Annotated in this window: 17 protein-coding genes and 1 pseudogene; 6 read left to right on the top strand and 12 right to left on the bottom strand. The window is 71.6% G+C overall.

The genetic code is table 11. The annotated features are described in order from the left end of the window. Positions 1–67: 67 nt before the first annotated feature. The 3 genes and pseudogenes from ACFYOV_RS21805 to ACFYOV_RS21815 form a co-directional block, all read right to left on the bottom strand. Complete coding sequence (locus ACFYOV_RS21805) at positions 68–793, bottom strand: methionine ABC transporter permease (RefSeq protein WP_389089885.1); 726 nt, start codon at positions 791–793, stop codon at positions 68–70. Further along, entirely contained in the window at positions 790–1,827 is a 1,038-nt protein-coding gene (locus tag ACFYOV_RS21810; RefSeq protein WP_389089886.1) for a methionine ABC transporter ATP-binding protein, read from the bottom strand. Before ACFYOV_RS21810 ends, ACFYOV_RS21805 begins: the two co-directional genes overlap by 4 nt. A gap of 411 nt (positions 1,828–2,238) precedes the next feature. Then, positions 2,239–2,618, bottom strand: a pseudogene (locus tag ACFYOV_RS21815) (HAD-IA family hydrolase); the annotation flags it as partial. 130 nt (positions 2,619–2,748) lie between these two features. Here ACFYOV_RS21815 and ACFYOV_RS21820 point away from each other — a divergent pair. Both ACFYOV_RS21820 and ACFYOV_RS21825 read left to right on the top strand, forming a co-directional pair. Next, complete coding sequence (locus tag ACFYOV_RS21820; RefSeq protein ID WP_389089888.1) at positions 2,749–3,108, top strand: hypothetical protein; 360 nt, start codon at positions 2,749–2,751, stop codon at positions 3,106–3,108. 58 nt (positions 3,109–3,166) lie between these two features. Continuing rightward, positions 3,167–3,529, top strand: a complete 363-nt coding sequence (locus tag ACFYOV_RS21825; protein WP_389090018.1) for a hypothetical protein — start codon at positions 3,167–3,169, stop codon at positions 3,527–3,529. A 66-nt stretch (positions 3,530–3,595) separates the two neighbouring features. Here the strand turns inward: ACFYOV_RS21825 and ACFYOV_RS21830 are convergent, their stop codons facing one another. The 3 genes from ACFYOV_RS21830 to ACFYOV_RS21840 form a co-directional block, all read right to left on the bottom strand. Further along, positions 3,596–4,093: a GNAT family N-acetyltransferase gene (locus tag ACFYOV_RS21830; protein WP_389090020.1), complete on the bottom strand. Its 498-nt coding sequence runs from the start codon at positions 4,091–4,093 to the stop codon at positions 3,596–3,598. 57 nt (positions 4,094–4,150) lie between these two features. Further along, positions 4,151–4,645 carry a sigma-70 family RNA polymerase sigma factor gene (locus ACFYOV_RS21835; protein ID WP_389089889.1) on the bottom strand — a complete coding sequence of 165 codons (495 nt, stop codon included), beginning with the start codon at positions 4,643–4,645 and terminating at the stop codon, positions 4,151–4,153. Positions 4,646–4,718: 73 nt separating this feature from the next. Further along, a complete protein-coding gene (locus tag ACFYOV_RS21840; protein WP_389089891.1) occupies positions 4,719–5,903 on the bottom strand; it encodes a glycerophosphodiester phosphodiesterase in 1,185 nt (394 codons plus the stop codon). Positions 5,904–6,345: 442 nt separating this feature from the next. Here ACFYOV_RS21840 and ACFYOV_RS21845 point away from each other — a divergent pair, with 442 nt between their 5' ends. Next, positions 6,346–7,017 (top strand): lysophospholipid acyltransferase family protein, encoded by a 672-nt coding sequence (locus tag ACFYOV_RS21845; protein ID WP_389089892.1) that lies wholly within the window; start codon positions 6,346–6,348, stop codon positions 7,015–7,017. A 57-nt stretch (positions 7,018–7,074) separates the two neighbouring features. On the opposite strand, the gene ACFYOV_RS21850 is transcribed toward ACFYOV_RS21845, so the two are convergent. The 6 genes from ACFYOV_RS21850 to ACFYOV_RS21875 all read right to left on the bottom strand — a co-directional run bounded on the left by ACFYOV_RS21850 (position 7,075) and on the right by ACFYOV_RS21875 (position 14,186). Beyond that, the gene (locus tag ACFYOV_RS21850; RefSeq protein WP_389089893.1) at positions 7,075–8,598 is read right to left on the bottom strand and encodes an MFS transporter; all 1,524 of its coding nucleotides are present in this window, start codon (positions 8,596–8,598) and stop codon (positions 7,075–7,077) included. Then, on the bottom strand, positions 8,595–9,146 hold the full coding sequence (locus tag ACFYOV_RS21855; protein WP_389089895.1) for a TetR/AcrR family transcriptional regulator: 552 nt from the start codon (positions 9,144–9,146) through the stop codon (positions 8,595–8,597). The genes ACFYOV_RS21850 and ACFYOV_RS21855 overlap by 4 nt, the downstream gene beginning before the upstream one ends. Positions 9,147–9,229: 83 nt before the next feature. Then, positions 9,230–10,201 (bottom strand): aldo/keto reductase, encoded by a 972-nt coding sequence (locus ACFYOV_RS21860; RefSeq protein ID WP_389089896.1) that lies wholly within the window; start codon positions 10,199–10,201, stop codon positions 9,230–9,232. Between the two features lie 62 nt (positions 10,202–10,263). Then, positions 10,264–11,091 (bottom strand): alpha/beta fold hydrolase, encoded by an 828-nt coding sequence (locus ACFYOV_RS21865; RefSeq protein ID WP_389089897.1) that lies wholly within the window; start codon positions 11,089–11,091, stop codon positions 10,264–10,266. Positions 11,092–11,459: 368 nt separating this feature from the next. Further along, positions 11,460–12,890, bottom strand: coding sequence for an argininosuccinate lyase (gene argH, locus ACFYOV_RS21870; protein ID WP_389089898.1), 1,431 nt, complete (start codon positions 12,888–12,890; stop codon positions 11,460–11,462). A 102-nt stretch (positions 12,891–12,992) separates the two neighbouring features. Then, positions 12,993–14,186 (bottom strand): argininosuccinate synthase, encoded by a 1,194-nt coding sequence (locus tag ACFYOV_RS21875; protein WP_389089900.1) that lies wholly within the window; start codon positions 14,184–14,186, stop codon positions 12,993–12,995. Between the two features lie 231 nt (positions 14,187–14,417). On the opposite strand from ACFYOV_RS21875, the gene ACFYOV_RS21880 reads away from it, so the two are divergent. Genes ACFYOV_RS21880 through ACFYOV_RS21890 form a run of 3 tightly spaced genes read left to right on the top strand, consistent with a single transcriptional unit; the run spans position 14,418 to position 16,295 of the window. Next, positions 14,418–14,993 (top strand): hypothetical protein, encoded by a 576-nt coding sequence (locus tag ACFYOV_RS21880; RefSeq protein ID WP_389089901.1) that lies wholly within the window; start codon positions 14,418–14,420, stop codon positions 14,991–14,993. 9 nt (positions 14,994–15,002) lie between these two features. Then, positions 15,003–15,590: a pyridoxamine 5'-phosphate oxidase family protein gene (locus tag ACFYOV_RS21885; RefSeq protein WP_389089902.1), complete on the top strand. Its 588-nt coding sequence runs from the start codon at positions 15,003–15,005 to the stop codon at positions 15,588–15,590. Between the two features lie 3 nt (positions 15,591–15,593). After that, entirely contained in the window at positions 15,594–16,295 is a 702-nt protein-coding gene (locus ACFYOV_RS21890) for a L,D-transpeptidase (RefSeq protein WP_389089903.1), read from the top strand. Positions 16,296–16,298 lie beyond the last annotated feature (3 nt).

Below are 16,298 nucleotides of genomic sequence, written 5' to 3' on the forward strand. Positions count from 1 at the left end.
TTTCCTTCTGGGTGGTGCGACCCCGACATGGGTGTGCGGGGAGTCGTGGGAGCCCGTACGGGGCGTGTCACGCAGCCTTGCTCGTGGCGGCGGATGCCTTCAGCAACCGCAGCTTCGGCGCCACCCCCGAGCGTCCGGCGCGGCGGTGCAGGGAGCGGGCCGCGTAGTCGCCGACGAACTGGATGAGGGAGATGACGACGGCGAGGATCGCGACGGTCAGCCACATCAGCTCGGTCTCGAAGCGCTGGTAGCCGTAGCGGATCGCGATGTCGCCGAGGCCGCCGGCGCCGACCGTGCCGGCCATGGCCGAGTAGCCGATGAGGGCGACGATCGTCGTGGTGGTACTGGCGATGAGGGAGGGCAGGGACTCGGGCACGAGGACCTTGCGGACCACGGTCCAGGTGTTCCCGCCCATGGACTGGACGGCTTCGACGAGCCCGCCGTCGACCTCGCGGACGGCCGTCTCGACAAGGCGCGCGAAGAAGGGGATCGCGCCGATCGCGAGTGGCACGATGGCGGCCTCGCGGCCGATCGTCGTCCCGGTGACCCAGCGTGTGAAGCCCATCAGGGCGACCATGAGGATGATGAAGGGCATCGAACGGGCGATGTTGACGATCTGCCCGATGACCTTGTTGGCGACGACGTTCTGGAGCAGCCCGCCCCGGTCGGTGAGGACCAGGAGGATGCCGAGCGGGAGGCCGCCGACGACGGCGACGACGGTCGACCAGCCGACCATGTAGAGGGTGTCCCAACAGGCCTGTTCGAGCAGTGGACGCATGTCGGACCAGGTCATTTGGCCCCCTCCTTCACCAGCACGGGCTGTTCCTGGCCGACGACGTCGAGCTGGAGTCCTCGTTCGCGCAGGAAACCGATCGGTACGACGTTGTCCTCGTAGCGGCCGGGCAGTTCGATGCGCATCCGGCCGACCTGGAGGCCGCCGACGGTGTCGATGGCGGCACCGAGGATCGATATGTCGATGTTGTAGGTGCGGGAGAGCTGGGAGATGACCGGCTGGGTCGCGCTCTCCCCCTGGAAGGTGACGTCGACGACGGTGCGGTCCGCGCCGGTCGCCTCGCCGCCGACCGGGAACAGCGCGGAGGCGAGTTCCGAGCCGGGGGTGGCGAGCAGTTCGGTGACGGTGCCGGACTCGACGATGCGTCCGCCCTCCATGAGGGCGGCCGAGTCGCAGATCGACTTCACCACGTCCATCTCGTGGGTGATGAGCAGGACCGTCAGACCGAGCTGGCGGTTGAGGTCGCGCAGCAGGGCGAGGATCGAGCGGGTGGTCTCCGGGTCGAGGGCGCTGGTGGCCTCGTCGGACAGCAGCACCTTGGGGTCACCGGCCAGGGCGCGGGCGATGCCGACGCGCTGCTTCTGCCCGCCGGAGAGCTGGGCGGGGTAGGCCCCGGCCTTGTCGGCGAGGCCGACCAGGTCGAGCAGTTCCAGCGCCCTGCCGGAACGTTCCTTCCCCGACTTCCCGAGGATCTCCAGCGGCAGTTCCACGTTGTCCTGCACGGTGCGCGAGGAGAGCAGGTTGAAGTGCTGGAAGACCATGCCGATGCGGCTGCGCGCCCGCCGCAGTTCCCGGTCGGCGCGCGGCCCGCGGCCGGCGAGGGCGGTGAGGTCCTGCCCGGCGACGGTCACGGTGCCGGAGGTGGGGCGTTCCAGGAGGTTGACGCAGCGGATGAGGGAGGACTTCCCGGCGCCGGACTGGCCGATGACGCCGTAGACCTCGCCTTCGCGGACGTGCAGGTCGACGCCGTCCAGGGCGGTGACCTCGCGACCGCGGGAGCGGTAGACCTTGGTGAGGCCCGAGGTGGTGATCACGTGGGTTTCCGTCACTGTCGAGTGCACGGGCGCGTCGTGGCGCCGGGCACGGGGCAATCAGGGTCGAATGCAGCCGGAACGCGGCAGGGTTTCTCCCGAGCGCGGTGGGTGGCGTGCCGTGGAGAGAAGGTGCGCGTGGGCGTGGCTCGGTCGCGCACGCGGGAGCGTGCGGGCGGACGGGAGCCGGCTCTCGCTTCGGGGCGCGAGACTCAGATGGTGCGGGGGCCCTCTAGAAGGCGCACATTCGGCACGGACACATACAACGAGCACCGGGCGTCATGGTCGCCCCGGTCGCAGGAATGCGGTCGCTCGTCGTGGTCATGTGGTCAGTAAACCAGACGTTTGGTCCTGACCGGACACGGCTGTCCGGATGCTGGACAGTCGTGGACATCGCAGCGCGCGCGTGCAGGAACGTACGGAGATCGCGACTCCCGCGCCCGTGACCGGCGCCGACGGAGCCGAGAGGTTCTCGACCACGAGGTCGGCGGCCGGTTCGTGGGCCTGATGTGTTGTGGTCAGGCCCACGGTGGTCGTGCCGGCGGCGCGGCCGACCTGCAGACCGGCGGGGGCGTCCTCGAACACGACGCAGTCGGCTGGGTCGACGCCGGGTGCACGGCGGCGAGCAGGTAGGGCTCGGGTCCGGCTCGCCGCGGCTGATGTCGTCGGCGGCGACGAGCGTCTTGGGGAGGATGCCGACGGCGCCGAGACGGGCCCTCGGCCGGCCGGCGGGTGGCGGAGGTGACGACGGCCCAGCGCTCGGCGGGCAGCGCGACGAGGAGGTCACGGGTGCCACCGACCCTACGGGTCGGCGGGAGTGGCGGACCAGGGGCGTCCGGTCGGGGGGCCAGGGGCGTCCGGGCGGCGGGCGGGGTGGCGGGGGCGGGGACGGGGCGGGTTCTCCGGCGTAATAGGGTCGCTGCCATGCTTGACGTCCTGACGCTGGTGACCGGCGGTGCCGCGTTGCTGCTCGCCGCGTGGTGCGGCTGGGCCGCCTACCGTGATCAGCCCACGAAGGACTGGCACTTCATCGGCATGGCCGTGGTCACGCTGCTCGCCCTGGTCCAGTTGGTGGTCGGCATCGTGCAGCTGGCCCGGGGCGAGGAGCCGGCGCAGGGGACGACGATCTTCGTGGCGTACCTGCTGGGAGCCTTCGCGTGCGTGCCGGCGGCGGCGTTCATGTCGCTGGCCGAGCGCACGCGCTGGGGCTCGGTGACGGTCGCCGCGAGCGGTGTCGTGCTGGCCGTGCTCGAGGTGCGGCTCTACGACATCTGGGGAGGCTGAAGTGACCGCCGCGACGCGGGAGAAGCCGGACGGGACACGGCTGATCAGCGGGCCCGGGATGCTGCTGGTGTGGCTGTACGGGGTGATGGTCGTCGGCGCCGTGTCGCGCTCCGCCTACCAGATCTCCACCGAGTTCGACCGGGCCCCGCTCGCCTACACGCTGTCCGCGGTGGCCGGGCTGGTGTACGGATTCATCACCTACACCCTGGTCCGCGGCGGCGAACGGGCCCGCAGGGCGGCGCTGGTGTGCTGCGCCGCCGAGCTGGTGGGAGTCCTGACGGTCGGGACCTGGACCCTGGTGGACCCGTCCGCCTTCCCCGACGCGACCGTGTGGTCCGACTACGGGATGGGCTATCTCTTCATTCCCGTGCTGCTGCCGCTGTCGGCCGTCTACTGGCTGCGCAGGGCCCGCGCCCGCTAGCCGTGTTCACCTGAAGCGTCGTTCACATCGCCGACAGGTGGGTGGCCGCGGGCACGCGCCCGGCCGTCAGGCGGTGGCGGCGTACGCCTCCGCCTGCTTCTCCAGGACGATCATGGGTACGCCGTCCGTGCCCTGGGACGTCCCCACCCGCTGGTAGCCGACGCGGCTGTACAGCCGCAGGTTGCTCTCGCTGCGGTGGCCGGCGTGCAGGCGGAAGGTCCGGGCGCCGCGTTCCTCGGCGAGCGCCGCCTCGGCGGCGCGCAGCAGACGGGCGCCGATGCCGTGGCCCTGGAGGCGGGGGTGGACGCAGAGCTTGCCGATGGCGGCGGCGCCGTCCTCGGTGATCCTGCCGTGCACCGAGCCGACCACCTCGTCGCCCAGGCGGGCGACGAAGACGCAGTCGGCGGCGACCTCCTGACGCACGGAGTCCAGGGTCTGGACGAGCGGGTCGATGCGGTAGTTGCCGTAGAGCGCCGCCTCGCTCTGGAAGCACAGGTACTGCAACCTGAAGATCTGCTCCGCGTCCTGCTCGGCCGCCGCAGAGATGGTCACGCTCATGCCCATGTGCGCATGCCTCCCGCTCACCTGATCACCTGTCGTCCCCCACTCCTATCCCCGTCCTCAGCGGGCCGCAACCTCCGATGTGAGCGAACGACGCAGACATCCCAGGCATCTGGAACGTTCCGGACCCAGACTCCCCTGTGAGATACCCAACTCCCCTGCGATGTCCCGGTATGTCGGGTCGCTCGGGGACAGCAGCGCCTCCAGCAGCCGGGGGCAGCGGCCGGGCAGCCGGCGCACGGCGTCCCGCAGGGCGCGGCGGCGGGCGGCGGCGAGGGCGAGGCGCTCGGGATCGTGGGCGCCGGCGTCGGCGGGTTCCCCGGCCAGGGGTTGTTCCCGGCGGCTGGTGCGGCGGCCCCGGCGGGCCTCCGTGCGCACGGCCCTTCGCAGCCAGCCCGGCGGGTCGGACGGCGGGTCGTCGGCGTCGAGGCGTTCCAGGAGGCGCAGCCAGACCTCCTGTTCCAGGTCGGCCGGTTCGATTCCGGCGGCGAACGCCTCGGCGGCTGCCTCCGCGGTGAGCAGCGGACGGAGGGCGGTGACCAGCTCGTACGTCATGTGCGCAACGACGCGGCCGCGCCGGGCGGGGTTGCCCGGAGCGGCCGGAACTCACCCTCCGGGGCGAAGCGGGTCAGTCGTTGACGAAGTCGGCGCGGGCCAGCAGACCGGTGTCCGGCTGGTCGGTGAAGACGCCGTCGATGCCGGTGGCGAAGTACGCCCGGTAGGCGCCGAAGACGTCGCCGTAGGCGTCGGGGTCGGTGCCCCGGCGGAACTCGGCGGGCAGGAAGGGGTTCTCGTTGCGCAGCGTGTAGGGGTGGAGGATCAGGCCGGCCCGGTGGGCGTCACGGACCAGGGTGGTCGGGCTGGTGAGCCGGCCGCCGGAGTCGCGCGGGATGACGAGGTCCAGGGTGGGGCCGATGCCCTGGGCGTAGGAGGCGATCTCCTTCAGGCCCTCGGGGGTGATGAGGTCGGCGACGGTGCGCGGGTCGCCGGACTCGACGAAGTCCCACGGGCGGCTGCCCGCGCCGGACAGGAGCACCACCAGCGGGTTGTCCACCAGCTTGCGGAACCGCTGGATGCCTGTCGGCTCGAAGGACTGGAGGATGACCGGGGAGGTGCGGCGGTCCTTGCCGTACTTGTGCAGCAACCTGGCCACCCGCTCCTCCAGCCCGAGGCCGAGCCTGCGGAAGTAGGTGGGGTGCTTGGTCTCGGGGTAGATCCAGACCTGCTTGCCGCGCTTGCGGGTCTGCTCGTCCTGCCAGCGCAGCACCTCCTCGAAGGTGGGGATCTCCCAGCGGCCGTTGTAGAGGGTGTTGTGCGGGCGGTTGGCCGGGATGCGCTCGATCGCACGCAGCCGCTTCAGCTCGGCGAGCGTGAAGTCCTCGGTGAACCAGCCGGTGACCCGGACGCCGTCGAGGGTCTTGGTGGTCCTGCGGTCGGCGAACTCGGGATGGTCGGCGACGTCCGTGGTGCCGCCGATCTCCGGCTCGTGCCGGCAGACGATGTGACCGTCCCTGGTGGGGACGAGGTCACCCGCCTCGACGATGTCCGCCCCCATGTCGAGGGCGAGCTGGTACGCGCCGAGGGTGTGCTCGGGCCGGTGACCGCTGGCCCCACGGTGACCGATGACGGTCGGGACCGGAAGGCTCTTCAGCCCACGGCCGGTACCCCTACGGGCGTCCGCCTGCCGGGCGTCGGCGGCTCTCGCCGTTCCGCTCAGCCCGAGGGCGGTTCCGCCCGCGCCGAGCACCGCCGCGCCGAGCAGGGCCCGCCGCCCGGTTCCGCCCGTCCGTTCCCTCGACTGCCGCGTTCCCATGAGCGCCTCCTGCCGTCGGCTGGTGTCAGTGCCGGCCGATCGTAGGGGCGCGTGGATGACGTGCGGGAGACCCCGGGCCGAACACCCGGGTGATCTTGCATGGCGTACGTCCGTCGCGGGCGGGTCGTGCGTCCGGCGTAGGCCCGTCGTATTCCGGCGGAGATGTAACGAGTCGTCTGATAGATACGGATGAATGGGGGCACGCGTTCGATGTGCGAGTCCGGGCGGGTTCCGGTCACATCGTGATCGCATGAGATCGTGACGGTCATGCTGCGTGCCTGGTACGTGGGGGCCGCCGGGGATGAACCCGCGTCAAGGGTGCGTAAGACCCCGGTGAATCCCATGAGGCCGATGTGCGCAACCCCCCGGGCCGCGAGTAATGTCCTCACCTGCACAGACCCATACGGCATCCATCGTTCGTCCGCTTCCCACGGAGGGCCCGTTGTCCCGCTTCGCGCTCATCAAGGCAGTGCTCGGCCCGATCATGCGCCTGATGTTCCGCCCACGGGTGGAAGGCGCGGAGCACATCCCGGGCGACGGCCCGGTCATCCTGGCCGGCAACCACCTCACGTTCATCGACTCGATGATCCTGCCGCTGGTCTGCGACCGTCAGGTCGTCTTCATCGGCAAGGACGAGTACGTCACCGGCAAGGGCCTCAAGGGCAGGCTGATGGCCTGGTTCTTCACCGGCGTCGGCATGATCCCGGTCGACCGCGACGGCGGCCGGGGCGGGGTGGCGGCGCTGATGACCGGGCGCCGGGTGCTGGAGCAGGGCAAGGTGTTCGGCATCTACCCGGAGGGCACCCGCTCCCCCGACGGCCGCCTGTACCGCGGGCGCACCGGCATCGCCCGGCTCACCCTGATGACCGGCGCGCCGGTCGTGCCGTTCGCCATGATCGGCACGGACAAGCTCCAGCCTGGCGGCGCGGGGCTGCCGCGGCCGGGCCGGGTCACGGTGCGGTTCGGAAAGGCGATGGAGTTCTCGCGGTACGAGGGCATGGACCGGGACCGCTATGTGCTGCGGGCCGTCACCGACTCGGTGATGACCGAGGTCATGCGTCTGTCGGGGCAGGAGTACGTGGACATGTACGCGAGCAAGGCGAAGGCCGCGTAGCGTTCCGCGCGAGCGGCCGTGTGCGTCAGCGGCCGTGTGCGTCAGCGGCCGTGTGCGTCAGCGGCCGGTGTCCAGCCGCTCGTTCCGCAGCAGCAGCCAGGCCGCTGCCGACGCGACCAGGAGGACTGTCGCGCCGGTGGCGGCGGCCAGGGTGAGGCCCTCCACGAACGCCTCCCGGGCGGACGACAGGAGGGCCGTTGCCGTGTCCGTCGGCAGGGCGCGTGCCGCCTCCACCGCACCGCCGAGTGACTCGTGGGCGTCGGGCGGGGTGCCGGCCGGGCCGCTGAAGCCGCGGTAGGCGCCCGTCACGATCGAGCCCAGGACGGCGATGCCCAGGGCCGCGCCGAGTTCGTACGCGGTCTCGGAGACGGCCGAGGCGGCGCCCGCCTGTTCCTCGGGCACGGACGACAGGATCACGTCGGCCGTGACCGTGAAGGAGAAACCCGCCCCCAGACCGACCACCAGCAGGGCCGCGCCCAGCAGTGGGTAGCCCGTGGTGACGTCGATGGTGGTGAGGGCCGCGAGCGCGAGGCCCACGGCGGCGAGCCCGCCGGCGACCACCGAGCGCACCGAGAAACGCCGGGCCGCGCGGCCCGCGACCAGACCGGCCGCCACCGCGCCGATCGCGGCGGGCAGTTCGGCCAGGCCCGCCTCGAACGGGCGCCGCCCCTGCACCAGTTGCAGGTACTGCGAGAGGAAGAACACCAGGCCGGACAGACCTAGGATGGTCAGCAGGTCGGCCAGGACGGCTCCGCTGAAACCGCGGTGGCGGAACAGCCGCATGTCCAGCAGCGGCACCGGGAGCGTGAGCTGACGGCGGACGAACGCGCCCAGGGCGCCCGCGCCCAGGAGCCCGGCGGCCAGGGTGGCCCAGGCGAGGCCGTGGGCCGCGGCCTCCTTCACCGCGTACATGATGCCGACCATGCCCGCCAGGGACAGCACGACGCTCGCCAGGTCCCACGGGCCCGGGGCGGCGGTGCGGGACTCGGGGAGCAGCTTGATGCCGACGAGGACCAGGACGGCCATCACGGGCAGGTTGATCAGGAAGACGGAGCCCCACCAGAAGTGCTCGAGCAGGACGCCGCCCAGGATCGGCCCGATGGCCGTGCCCGCGGAGGCGGTCGCGCCCCAGATGCCGACGGCGAGGCTGCGTTCGCGCGGGTCGTGGAAGAGGTTGCGGATCAGGGCGAGCGTGGCCGGCATCAGGGTCGCACCGGCCACGCCGAGCAGCGCCCGGGCGAGGATCATCGTCCCGGGCGTGGTGGCGTAGGCGTTGAGGACGGACATCGCGCCGAACGCGGTGGCACCGTACAGCAGGATCCGCTTGCGGCCGATGCGGTCGCCGAGGCTGCCCATGGAGACGAGCAGGCCGGCGATGACGAAGGAGTAGACGTCGCCGATCCACAGCAACTGGGTGCCCGAGGGCGCGAGATCCTCGCTGATGTAGGGGGTCGCCAGGCCGAGGACGGTCGCGTCGACGGCCACCAGCAGCACGGCGAGCACGAGCACGGACAGCGCGAGCCAGCGGCCCGGGTGCCGCACCGTCTCGTCCTCGCCCACCGGCCGTACGGTGCTGGTCATGACTGCTCGCTCCGCAGTGCGCCGCCGAGCAGCAGCTCGACGATCATGTGGGTGAAGTCCTTGGGCGCCACGCGCCCCTCCGCCACGGCCCAGGCGGCCGAGGCGAGCAGGCCGTACAGCGCCTCGGTGAGCCAGGCCGGGGACAGGTCGATGCGGAACTCGCCGGCCTGCTGACCGCGCCGGAACAGCGCCTCCACGCGGTCGTCCAGGCGGGACCAGCCGGCGTTGCGCTCCTCGCCCTCGAACAGCTGGTTCTCCGAGTACAGGAAGGCGAGCAGTCCGGCGGCGGGCTCGACGGCACGCACCAGGCGCCGAACGGCATCGGCCGCGGGACCTTCCTCCGGGCGGGCCGCGTCGAGCGCCGCCTCGCACTCGGCGATGCCGAGCGACTCCAGGGCGCGCACCAGCGCGTCGCGTCCGGCGAAGTGCCGGTGCAGCGTGGCCCGGCTGATCCCGGCGGCCTTGGCGACCTCGTCCATGGTCGCGGTGGATTTGCGGGTCAGCAGGGCCGCGGCCTGGCGCAGCACGTGGTCACGATCGACAGCCATGAGACGACCATAGCGCACTTGAGACACTCATGTCTCACATCGGGCGCGCACGTCTCACGGCTGTCGACGTGGCCGGTGTGGTCTCAGTGCCAGGCGAGCCGTCCGCGCCGCTCCCAGTAGGCGCGCGGGTCCTCGATCAGGGTGGCGAGGCGGAGGATCTGGTCGTCGTCGAGGTCGACGGCCGCGGCGTGCAGGTTGGAGGCGAGTTGGTGGAGCGTCGCCGCGCCCGAGAGGACCACGCCGGCCCACGGCTGGCGCAGGACGAAGGCGAGGGCGACCGCGTCACAGGCCAGACCGGTCTCCGCTGCCACGGTCCGCAGCACCTCGGGTGCGTGCGGTCCGGCGAGCCGGCCGTTGGCCATGCCCTCCTTGACGATCACCGTGAGGCCGGCCTCGTGGGCCTCGCCGAGCGCGGGACCGGCCGAGACGTCGAGGAGGTTGTAGGTGGACTGGACGGTGCGGAAGAGGGGTTCGCCGTCGACGGCCACGGCGAGCGCCGCGCGGATCGCGTCGGCCTGTTCCGGTCCGCTGGTGGAGAAGCCGATGGTGATGCCGTCGGCGGCGGCTTCGGCGAGGCGTTCATGGAGCCGCTTGTCGGTGAGGGCCGGGCTGTCCGGGGTCACCGAGTGGATCTGGTAGAGGTCGAGGCGGTCCCCGAGCAGCGCGCCGGTCTCGGCCCGCTGGCGCTCGTACGTGGCGAGGGAGTGGTCCTTGATCTCGTGGTGCTCGGCGTCGGTGGACCAGTCGGCGGTGTAGGTGTAGCCCCACTTGCTGCCCACGACGACGTCGTCCGCGTCGGGGCGGGCGCGCAGCCAGGCCGCGAGGAACTCCTCGGAGCGGCCGTAGGAGCGGGCGGCGTCGATGTAGCGGACGCCCTGGGCGTAGGCGGCGTCGAGGAGTTCGTGGGTGCGGGTGCGCAGGGTGTCGACGGTGCGCTCGGCCGGGAGGTCGCGCTCCCGGCCGAGGTTGATGTACCCCGGGCGGCCCACTGCGGCCAGGCCGAGCCCCAGGTGGGCGGTGGGGGTGGTCGCGGCAGCCAGACGGCTGAACGGCATGGCGGGCTCCGTGCACGGTCGGCGGACGGGTAACCCGCACCAATCTACCGACGCCCGTCGCCTCAGCCCGCGCTGAGGCAGCGCGGCACGAAGGCCGGGTCGGCGGGCCCGTTGCGCCCGAGGGCGTTGAGCACCCACTGCCGGACCAGCGCGGACTTGGGCGCCTGGTCGTGCTCGGTGAGGTCGAGCGGGCAGCGGTCCTGGAGCAGGATGTTGGTGACGTAGGAAGCGGGCCCTTCCAGGAAGGAGCTGGTGTACGGCAGCACGACCTGGTCGTACTTGGTGGCGATCGCCGTGTAGTCGGGGCCGACGGGGGTCTCGGGGTCGGCGTTGAGCTGCTGCAGGAAGTCCGAGCCGGCGGTCTGGTCGACGCAGGAAGGGCAGAGGGTGGCACCGGCCGCGAGGGCGAGCGGGTTGGTGGTGCCGTGGTTGGAGGGCACGATGCCGACGAGGTCGTCGACCTTGGTGGCGCCACCCAGGAACTTGACGTAGTAGCGGGGCATCATGCCGCCCTGGCTGTGGCCGACGAGGTCGACCTTCCTGGCGCCGGTGGCGCCGAGCACGGCGTTCACGAAGTCGCGCAGCTCGACGGCGGAGTCGGTGACCGGCGCGGTCGCCAGGTCGCCGTACTCGAAGGTGAAGACGCAGTAACCGGCGTCCGCGAGGGCGGGCGCGAGGGTCAGCCAGTTCTCGTACGAGGTCTTGAAGGTGCCGTTCACCAGGACCACGGGCTGCGGATGAGCAGAATCCGGCTTGCAGGACCAGTCGTTGGCGCCGGGCGGCGGAGTGGCGGCGCTCGCGGGGGCCGTGAGACCGAGGGCGCACAGGGCGGCGGTCGCGGCGGCGGCGAGGAGGCGGCGGGCGGTTCTTCTGCGGTGTCTCGCGCGCATGGTGTCCCTTTCGTGCTCGACCATGATCGACCGGCGTTCGGCATTGCCGACCAGGAATCGGAATACTTACTTCCGAGTAGGGGGAAGTCAAGGATTCGGCCAGTGGCCGAATCCTTACCGTTACCCGTGCGGGTCGGCACCGTGCGAGTGGGCCCGGCTGCGGCGGGGAGCGCCCTCCCCCGGAGCAGCACGAAGGGCCCGGAGCGCGCCCTTCCGGGAACTGCGGGACGCCGGGACCTGTCGGTCGGATCAGGGCACAGGGAGGCGACGCCGCCCTGTCACCACCGTGAGCAGGTTCTGGTGCGTGCACCTGCAAGGCGGAGGAGGGCGCCGAAGCGGAGGGTCACCATCCTGCCGCGACAGCACACCTAGCCGCGCCTGGCCGTGGCCCATTCGTGCTGCGCCGCCACGTCCGCCTTCACCTCGGCCAGCTGGACGGCGACCGCCTCAGGTGCCGTGCCGCCCCGGCCGTTGCGGGAGGCCAGGGCGCCGGGGACGTTGAGCACGGAGCGCACCTGCGGAGTCAGATGGGAGGAGATCTTGGCGAACTGTTCGTCTGTGAGGTCGTCGAGCTCCTTGCCCTCGGCCTCGGCGACCTTGACGCACTCGCCGGCCACCTCGTGCGCCACGCGGAACGGCACGCCCTGGCGGACCAGCCACTCGGCGATGTCGGTGGCGAGGGAGAAGCCCGCCGGGGCCAGCGCCTCCATGCGCTCGCGGTGCACGGTGAGGGTGGCCATCATGCCGGTGAAGGCCGGGAGCAGGATCTCCAGCTGGTCGATGGAGTCGAAGACCGGCTCCTTGTCCTCCTGGAGGTCGCGGTTGTACGCGAGCGGCAGGGCCTTGAGGGTGGTCATCAGGCCGGTGAGGTTGCCGATCAGGCGGCCGGACTTGCCGCGGGCCAGCTCGGCGATGTCCGGGTTCTTCTTCTGCGGCATGATCGACGAGCCCGTGGAGAACGCGTCGTGCAGCGTGACGAAGGAGAACTCCTTCGTGTTCCAGATGATGATCTCCTCGGCGATCCGGGAGACGTTGACGCCGATCATCGCGGTGATGAAGGCGAACTCGGCGACGAAGTCGCGGGAGGCCGTGCCGTCGATCGAGTTGGCGGAGCTGCCGTGCTCGAAGCCGAGGTCCTCGGCGACCGCCTCCGGGTCCAGGCCGAGGGAGGAACCGGCCAGGGCGCCCGAGCCGTACGGGGACACGGCGGTGCGCTCGTCCCACTGGCGCAGCCGCTCGGCGTCCCGGGACAGGGCCTGGACGTGGGCGAGGACGTGGTGGGCGAAGAGCACCGGCTGGGCGTGCTGGAGATGGGTGCGGCCGGGCATGGCCACGTCCGGGTGGGCCTCGGCGAGGCCGATCAGGGCGTCCTGCAGGTCGGCGATCAGGCCGCCGATGACGCGGGCGTGGTCGCGCAGGTACATCCGGAAGAGGGTGGCCACCTGGTCGTTGCGGGACCGGCCGGCGCGCAGCTTGCCGCCGAGATCGGGGCCGAGCCGCTCCAGCAGGCCCCGCTCCAGGGCGGTGTGGACGTCCTCGTCGGCGACGGTGCCCACGAAGTCGCCCGAGGCCACGTCCGCCTCCAGCCGGTCGAGGCCCTGGAGCATGCGGGTGAGCTCGTCCTGCGTGAGCAGCCCCGCCTTGTGCAGCACGCGCGCGTGGGCGCGCGAACCGGCGGTGTCGTAGGGCGCCAGCCGCCAGTCGAAGTGGACGGACGCGGACAGCTTCGCCAGGGCCTCGGCGGGACCGTCGGCGAAACGGCCGCCCCAGAGCCGTACGTCACCGCTGTTGCTGCTCACTTGCGTTGCTCCTCGGAAGATGGCGATGTGCGACCGCCTCCCCACTCTCGGCAAGCGGGGAGGCGGCTGTCAGGCTAGTGCGTGTGAGGGGTCGTCAGGCGGTTACGCCAGGTCCCGCTTGGCGGCGATCTTCGACGACAGGCTGTAGATGTCGATGAAGCCCTTGGCCGCGGCCTGGTCGAAGGTGTCGCCGGTGTCGTAGGTGGCGAGGTTGAAGTCGTACAGGGAGGACTCGGAACGCCGGCCGGTGACGACCGCGCGACCGCCGTGCAGGGTCATCCGGATGTCACCGGTGACGTGCTGGTTCGCCTCGTTGACGAAGCCGTCGAGGGCGCGCTTGAGCGGGGAGAACCACAGGCCGTCGTAGACCAGCTCGCTCCAGCGCTGCTCCACCTGCCGCTTGTAGCGGGCGAGCTCACGCTCGACCGTGACGTTCTCCAGCTCCTGGTGGGCGGTGATCAGGGCGATCGCCCCGGGCGCCTCGTACACCTCGCGGGACTTGATGCCGACGAGGCGGTCCTCGACCATGTCGATCCGGCCGATGCCCTGGGCGCCGGCGCGCTCGTTGAGCTGCTGGATGGCCTGGAGGACGGTCACGGGGCGGCCGTCGATGGCCACGGGCACGCCCTCCTTGAAGGAGATGACCACCTCGTCGGCCTCGCGGGCGACGGCCGGGTTCTGGGTGTACTCGTAGATGTCCTCGATCGGGGCGTTCCAGATGTCCTCGAGGAAGCCGGTCTCGATGGCGCGGCCGAAGACGTTCTGGTCGATGGAGTACGGGGACTTCTTGGTGGTCGCGATCGGCAGGCCCTTGGCCTCGCAGAAGGCGATGGCCTTGTCGCGGGTCATGGCGTAGTCGCGGACCGGGGCGATGCACTTGAGGTCGGGGGCGAGGGCGACGATGCCGGCCTCGAAGCGGACCTGGTCGTTGCCCTTGCCGGTGCAGCCGTGGGCGACGGTGGTGGCGCCGTGCTTCTCGGCGGCGGCGACGAGGTGCTTCACGATCGTCGGCCGGGACAGCGCGGAGACCAGCGGGTATCGGTCCATGTAGAGGGCGTTGGCCTTGATCGCCGGGAGGCAGTACTCCTCGGCGAACTCGTCCTTGGCGTCCGCGACCTCGGCCTCGACGGCACCGCAGGCGAGAGCGCGCTTGCGGATGACGTCCAGGTCCTCGCCGCCCTGGCCGACGTCGACCGCAACGGCGATGACCTCGGCGCCCGTCTCCTCGGCGATCCAGCCGATGGCGACGGAGGTGTCCAGACCGCCCGAGTAGGCGAGTACGACGCGCTCGGTCACGGGTTTCTCCTCACAGTGCATTCGCTGATATGCATGAGTATGCAGGGCGATGCATGATTCGTCAATCCGCCTCTGCGCAGGGACGCGTTTCGGCCGGATAGCGAGCCGCGATCGCGAGCCGTCCGGGCGGCGGTGAACGCGGGAAGCCCCTTTCCCGTTCCCGTACTTCCCGCCGAGCGCAGGCGCCGCGTTCCCGGTCCACGACACCCCCGCTCTTGGTGAGGCATCGGCATGTCCAGGGCTCTCCCCAGACACCACAGGCGCCGCGTGGCGCTCGCCGGCGGCACCGCCGCGCTGGCGCTGTCCGGCACGGTGATCACCGGCTTTGCCCTCGCCGGGGAGCAGGCGGGCTCCCCGGGCGGCGGGGCGCAGCCCGGGACGCCGGCGGGCCCCGGCACGATCGCCTGTCGCGACGTCGCCTCCCGGCTCCCCGCGGTCCCCGCCTCCGCGCACGCCGAGGTCGACCGCAACCTCGCCCTGCTCGACCGGCAGATCCACGAAGCCGACAAGCACCTCACCGACACCGTCGGACAGGGCGGACCCGACTTCGTGCAGAACGCCGTCCTCGGCCCCCTCAAGGACAGGCGCACCGCCGCCATCGACCGCATCGCCATCGCCATCGACCGCACCGCCGACCGGCCACCGGACTCGACTCCCTGGCCGCCTGCACGTTCACGGAGTGACGTGACAGGCACCGTGGCCGCCCCGTTTCCGCGCCGGCCGGGGCGGCCACGGCCCCCGTCCCGGCCACGGCTCCGGTTGCGGACCGGGCAATTCCTTAGACGTGCGAAATATCTGCGCCCATAATCGTTGGACATGGGAAAGACCTATGAACGCATAGACGGCCGTATCCGTACCTTCATCGAGGAGCAGCCGCTCTTCTTCACCGCCACCGCTCCCCTGTCCGCCGACGGTACGGTCAACCTCTCGCCCAAGGGCCTGAAGGGCTCCTTCGCGGTGCTCGACGAACTGACCGTGGCCTACCTCGACTTCGCCGGCTCCAACGCCGAGACCATCGCCCATCTGCGGGAGAACGGTCGCATCACCCTCATGTGGTGCGCCTTCCAGGGCCCCCCGAACATCGTGCGCGTCCACGGCCGCGGCGAGCCCGTCTTCCGGGACGACCCCCGCTTTCCCGAACTGCTCGCCCACTTCCCCGAGATCGATCACGGCTCGCACGGCCTGCGCGCCGTCGTCGTCGTGACGGCCGAACTCATCCGCGACACCTGCGGGTACGCCGTGCCGTTCATGGCGTACGAGGCCGACCGGGACCTGCACGGCAAGCGGTTCGCGCGGGAGGACGACGCCTCGCTGAACGCCTACTTCACCAAGAAGGAGCACGTGGCGACGAGCCTGGACGGACTACCCGGGCTGCCGTTGCCGCTCCCCCCGTCTACGGTCTGAGCCATGCGCCCAGGTGCCGTCCCCACCGCCGTCCTCCTCTCCCTGTCGCTGCTCGCGCTCGGCGCCGGGCAGCCGTCGGCGCCGCTGCCCTCCCGGATGGCGGACACCGGGGGCGGCAGGCAGCTGATCACCGCCGTCGCCGCGGCGACGGGGTCGACGACGGGCACGGTCACCTGGTGGGACCTCAGGGGCGGGCGCTGGGTGAGGGCCGGTTCTGCCCCGGCGCGCTTCGGGGCGGGCGGACTCGCCGAGGGCGCCTCCCGCAAGCAGGGCACGAACACGACACCGACCGGCCTGTACGACCTGCCGTACGCCTTCGGCATCGAGGCGGCGCCACGCGGGACGGCGTACCGTTACCGCCCCGTCGGCCCGGACTCCTGGTGGTGCCAGGACAACGACTCGCGGTCCTACAACCGCTGGACCGAGCCCCGGGCGGCCGACTGCCGGGCCGCCGAGGCGGAGCATCTGATCACCTACCGGGCGCAGTACACCCACGCCCTGGTCGTCGGCTTCAACTACGACCGTCCGGTGCGCGGCCGGGGCGCCGGAATCTTCCTGCACGTCAGCGGGCGCGGCCCGACGGCCGGTTGTGTGTCCGTGGGCGAAGGAGCGATGCGGCGGATCCTGCGCTGGGCGGACCCCGCGCGGGACCCGCACATCGCGATCGGGACGGAGCGCGGGCGCACGGCGATCACGCGGTACTGACCG

Origin of the sequence: Streptomyces sp. NPDC005931 (assembly GCF_042871235.1) — a bacterium.
Taxonomy (GTDB): domain Bacteria; phylum Actinomycetota; class Actinomycetes; order Streptomycetales; family Streptomycetaceae; genus Streptomyces.

Coding starts and splice junctions, on each gene's coding strand:
- ACFYOV_RS21805 (WP_389089885.1), bottom strand. CDS start 793: ATGACCTGGTCCGACATGCGTCCACTGCTCGAACAGGCCTGTTGGGAC.
- ACFYOV_RS21820 (WP_389089888.1), top strand. CDS start 2,749: ATGCTTGACGTCCTGACGCTGGTGACCGGCGGTGCCGCGTTGCTGCTC.
- ACFYOV_RS21825 (WP_389090018.1), top strand. CDS start 3,167: ATGCTGCTGGTGTGGCTGTACGGGGTGATGGTCGTCGGCGCCGTGTCG.
- ACFYOV_RS21830 (WP_389090020.1), bottom strand. CDS start 4,093: ATGGGCATGAGCGTGACCATCTCTGCGGCGGCCGAGCAGGACGCGGAG.
- ACFYOV_RS21835 (WP_389089889.1), bottom strand. CDS start 4,645: ATGACGTACGAGCTGGTCACCGCCCTCCGTCCGCTGCTCACCGCGGAG.
- ACFYOV_RS21840 (WP_389089891.1), bottom strand. CDS start 5,903: ATGGGAACGCGGCAGTCGAGGGAACGGACGGGCGGAACCGGGCGGCGG.
- ACFYOV_RS21850 (WP_389089893.1), bottom strand. CDS start 8,598: ATGACCAGCACCGTACGGCCGGTGGGCGAGGACGAGACGGTGCGGCAC.
- ACFYOV_RS21855 (WP_389089895.1), bottom strand. CDS start 9,146: ATGGCTGTCGATCGTGACCACGTGCTGCGCCAGGCCGCGGCCCTGCTG.
- ACFYOV_RS21860 (WP_389089896.1), bottom strand. CDS start 10,201: ATGCCGTTCAGCCGTCTGGCTGCCGCGACCACCCCCACCGCCCACCTG.
- ACFYOV_RS21865 (WP_389089897.1), bottom strand. CDS start 11,091: ATGCGCGCGAGACACCGCAGAAGAACCGCCCGCCGCCTCCTCGCCGCC.
- ACFYOV_RS21880 (WP_389089901.1), top strand. CDS start 14,418: ATGTCCAGGGCTCTCCCCAGACACCACAGGCGCCGCGTGGCGCTCGCC.
- ACFYOV_RS21885 (WP_389089902.1), top strand. CDS start 15,003: ATGGGAAAGACCTATGAACGCATAGACGGCCGTATCCGTACCTTCATC.
- ACFYOV_RS21890 (WP_389089903.1), top strand. CDS start 15,594: ATGCGCCCAGGTGCCGTCCCCACCGCCGTCCTCCTCTCCCTGTCGCTG.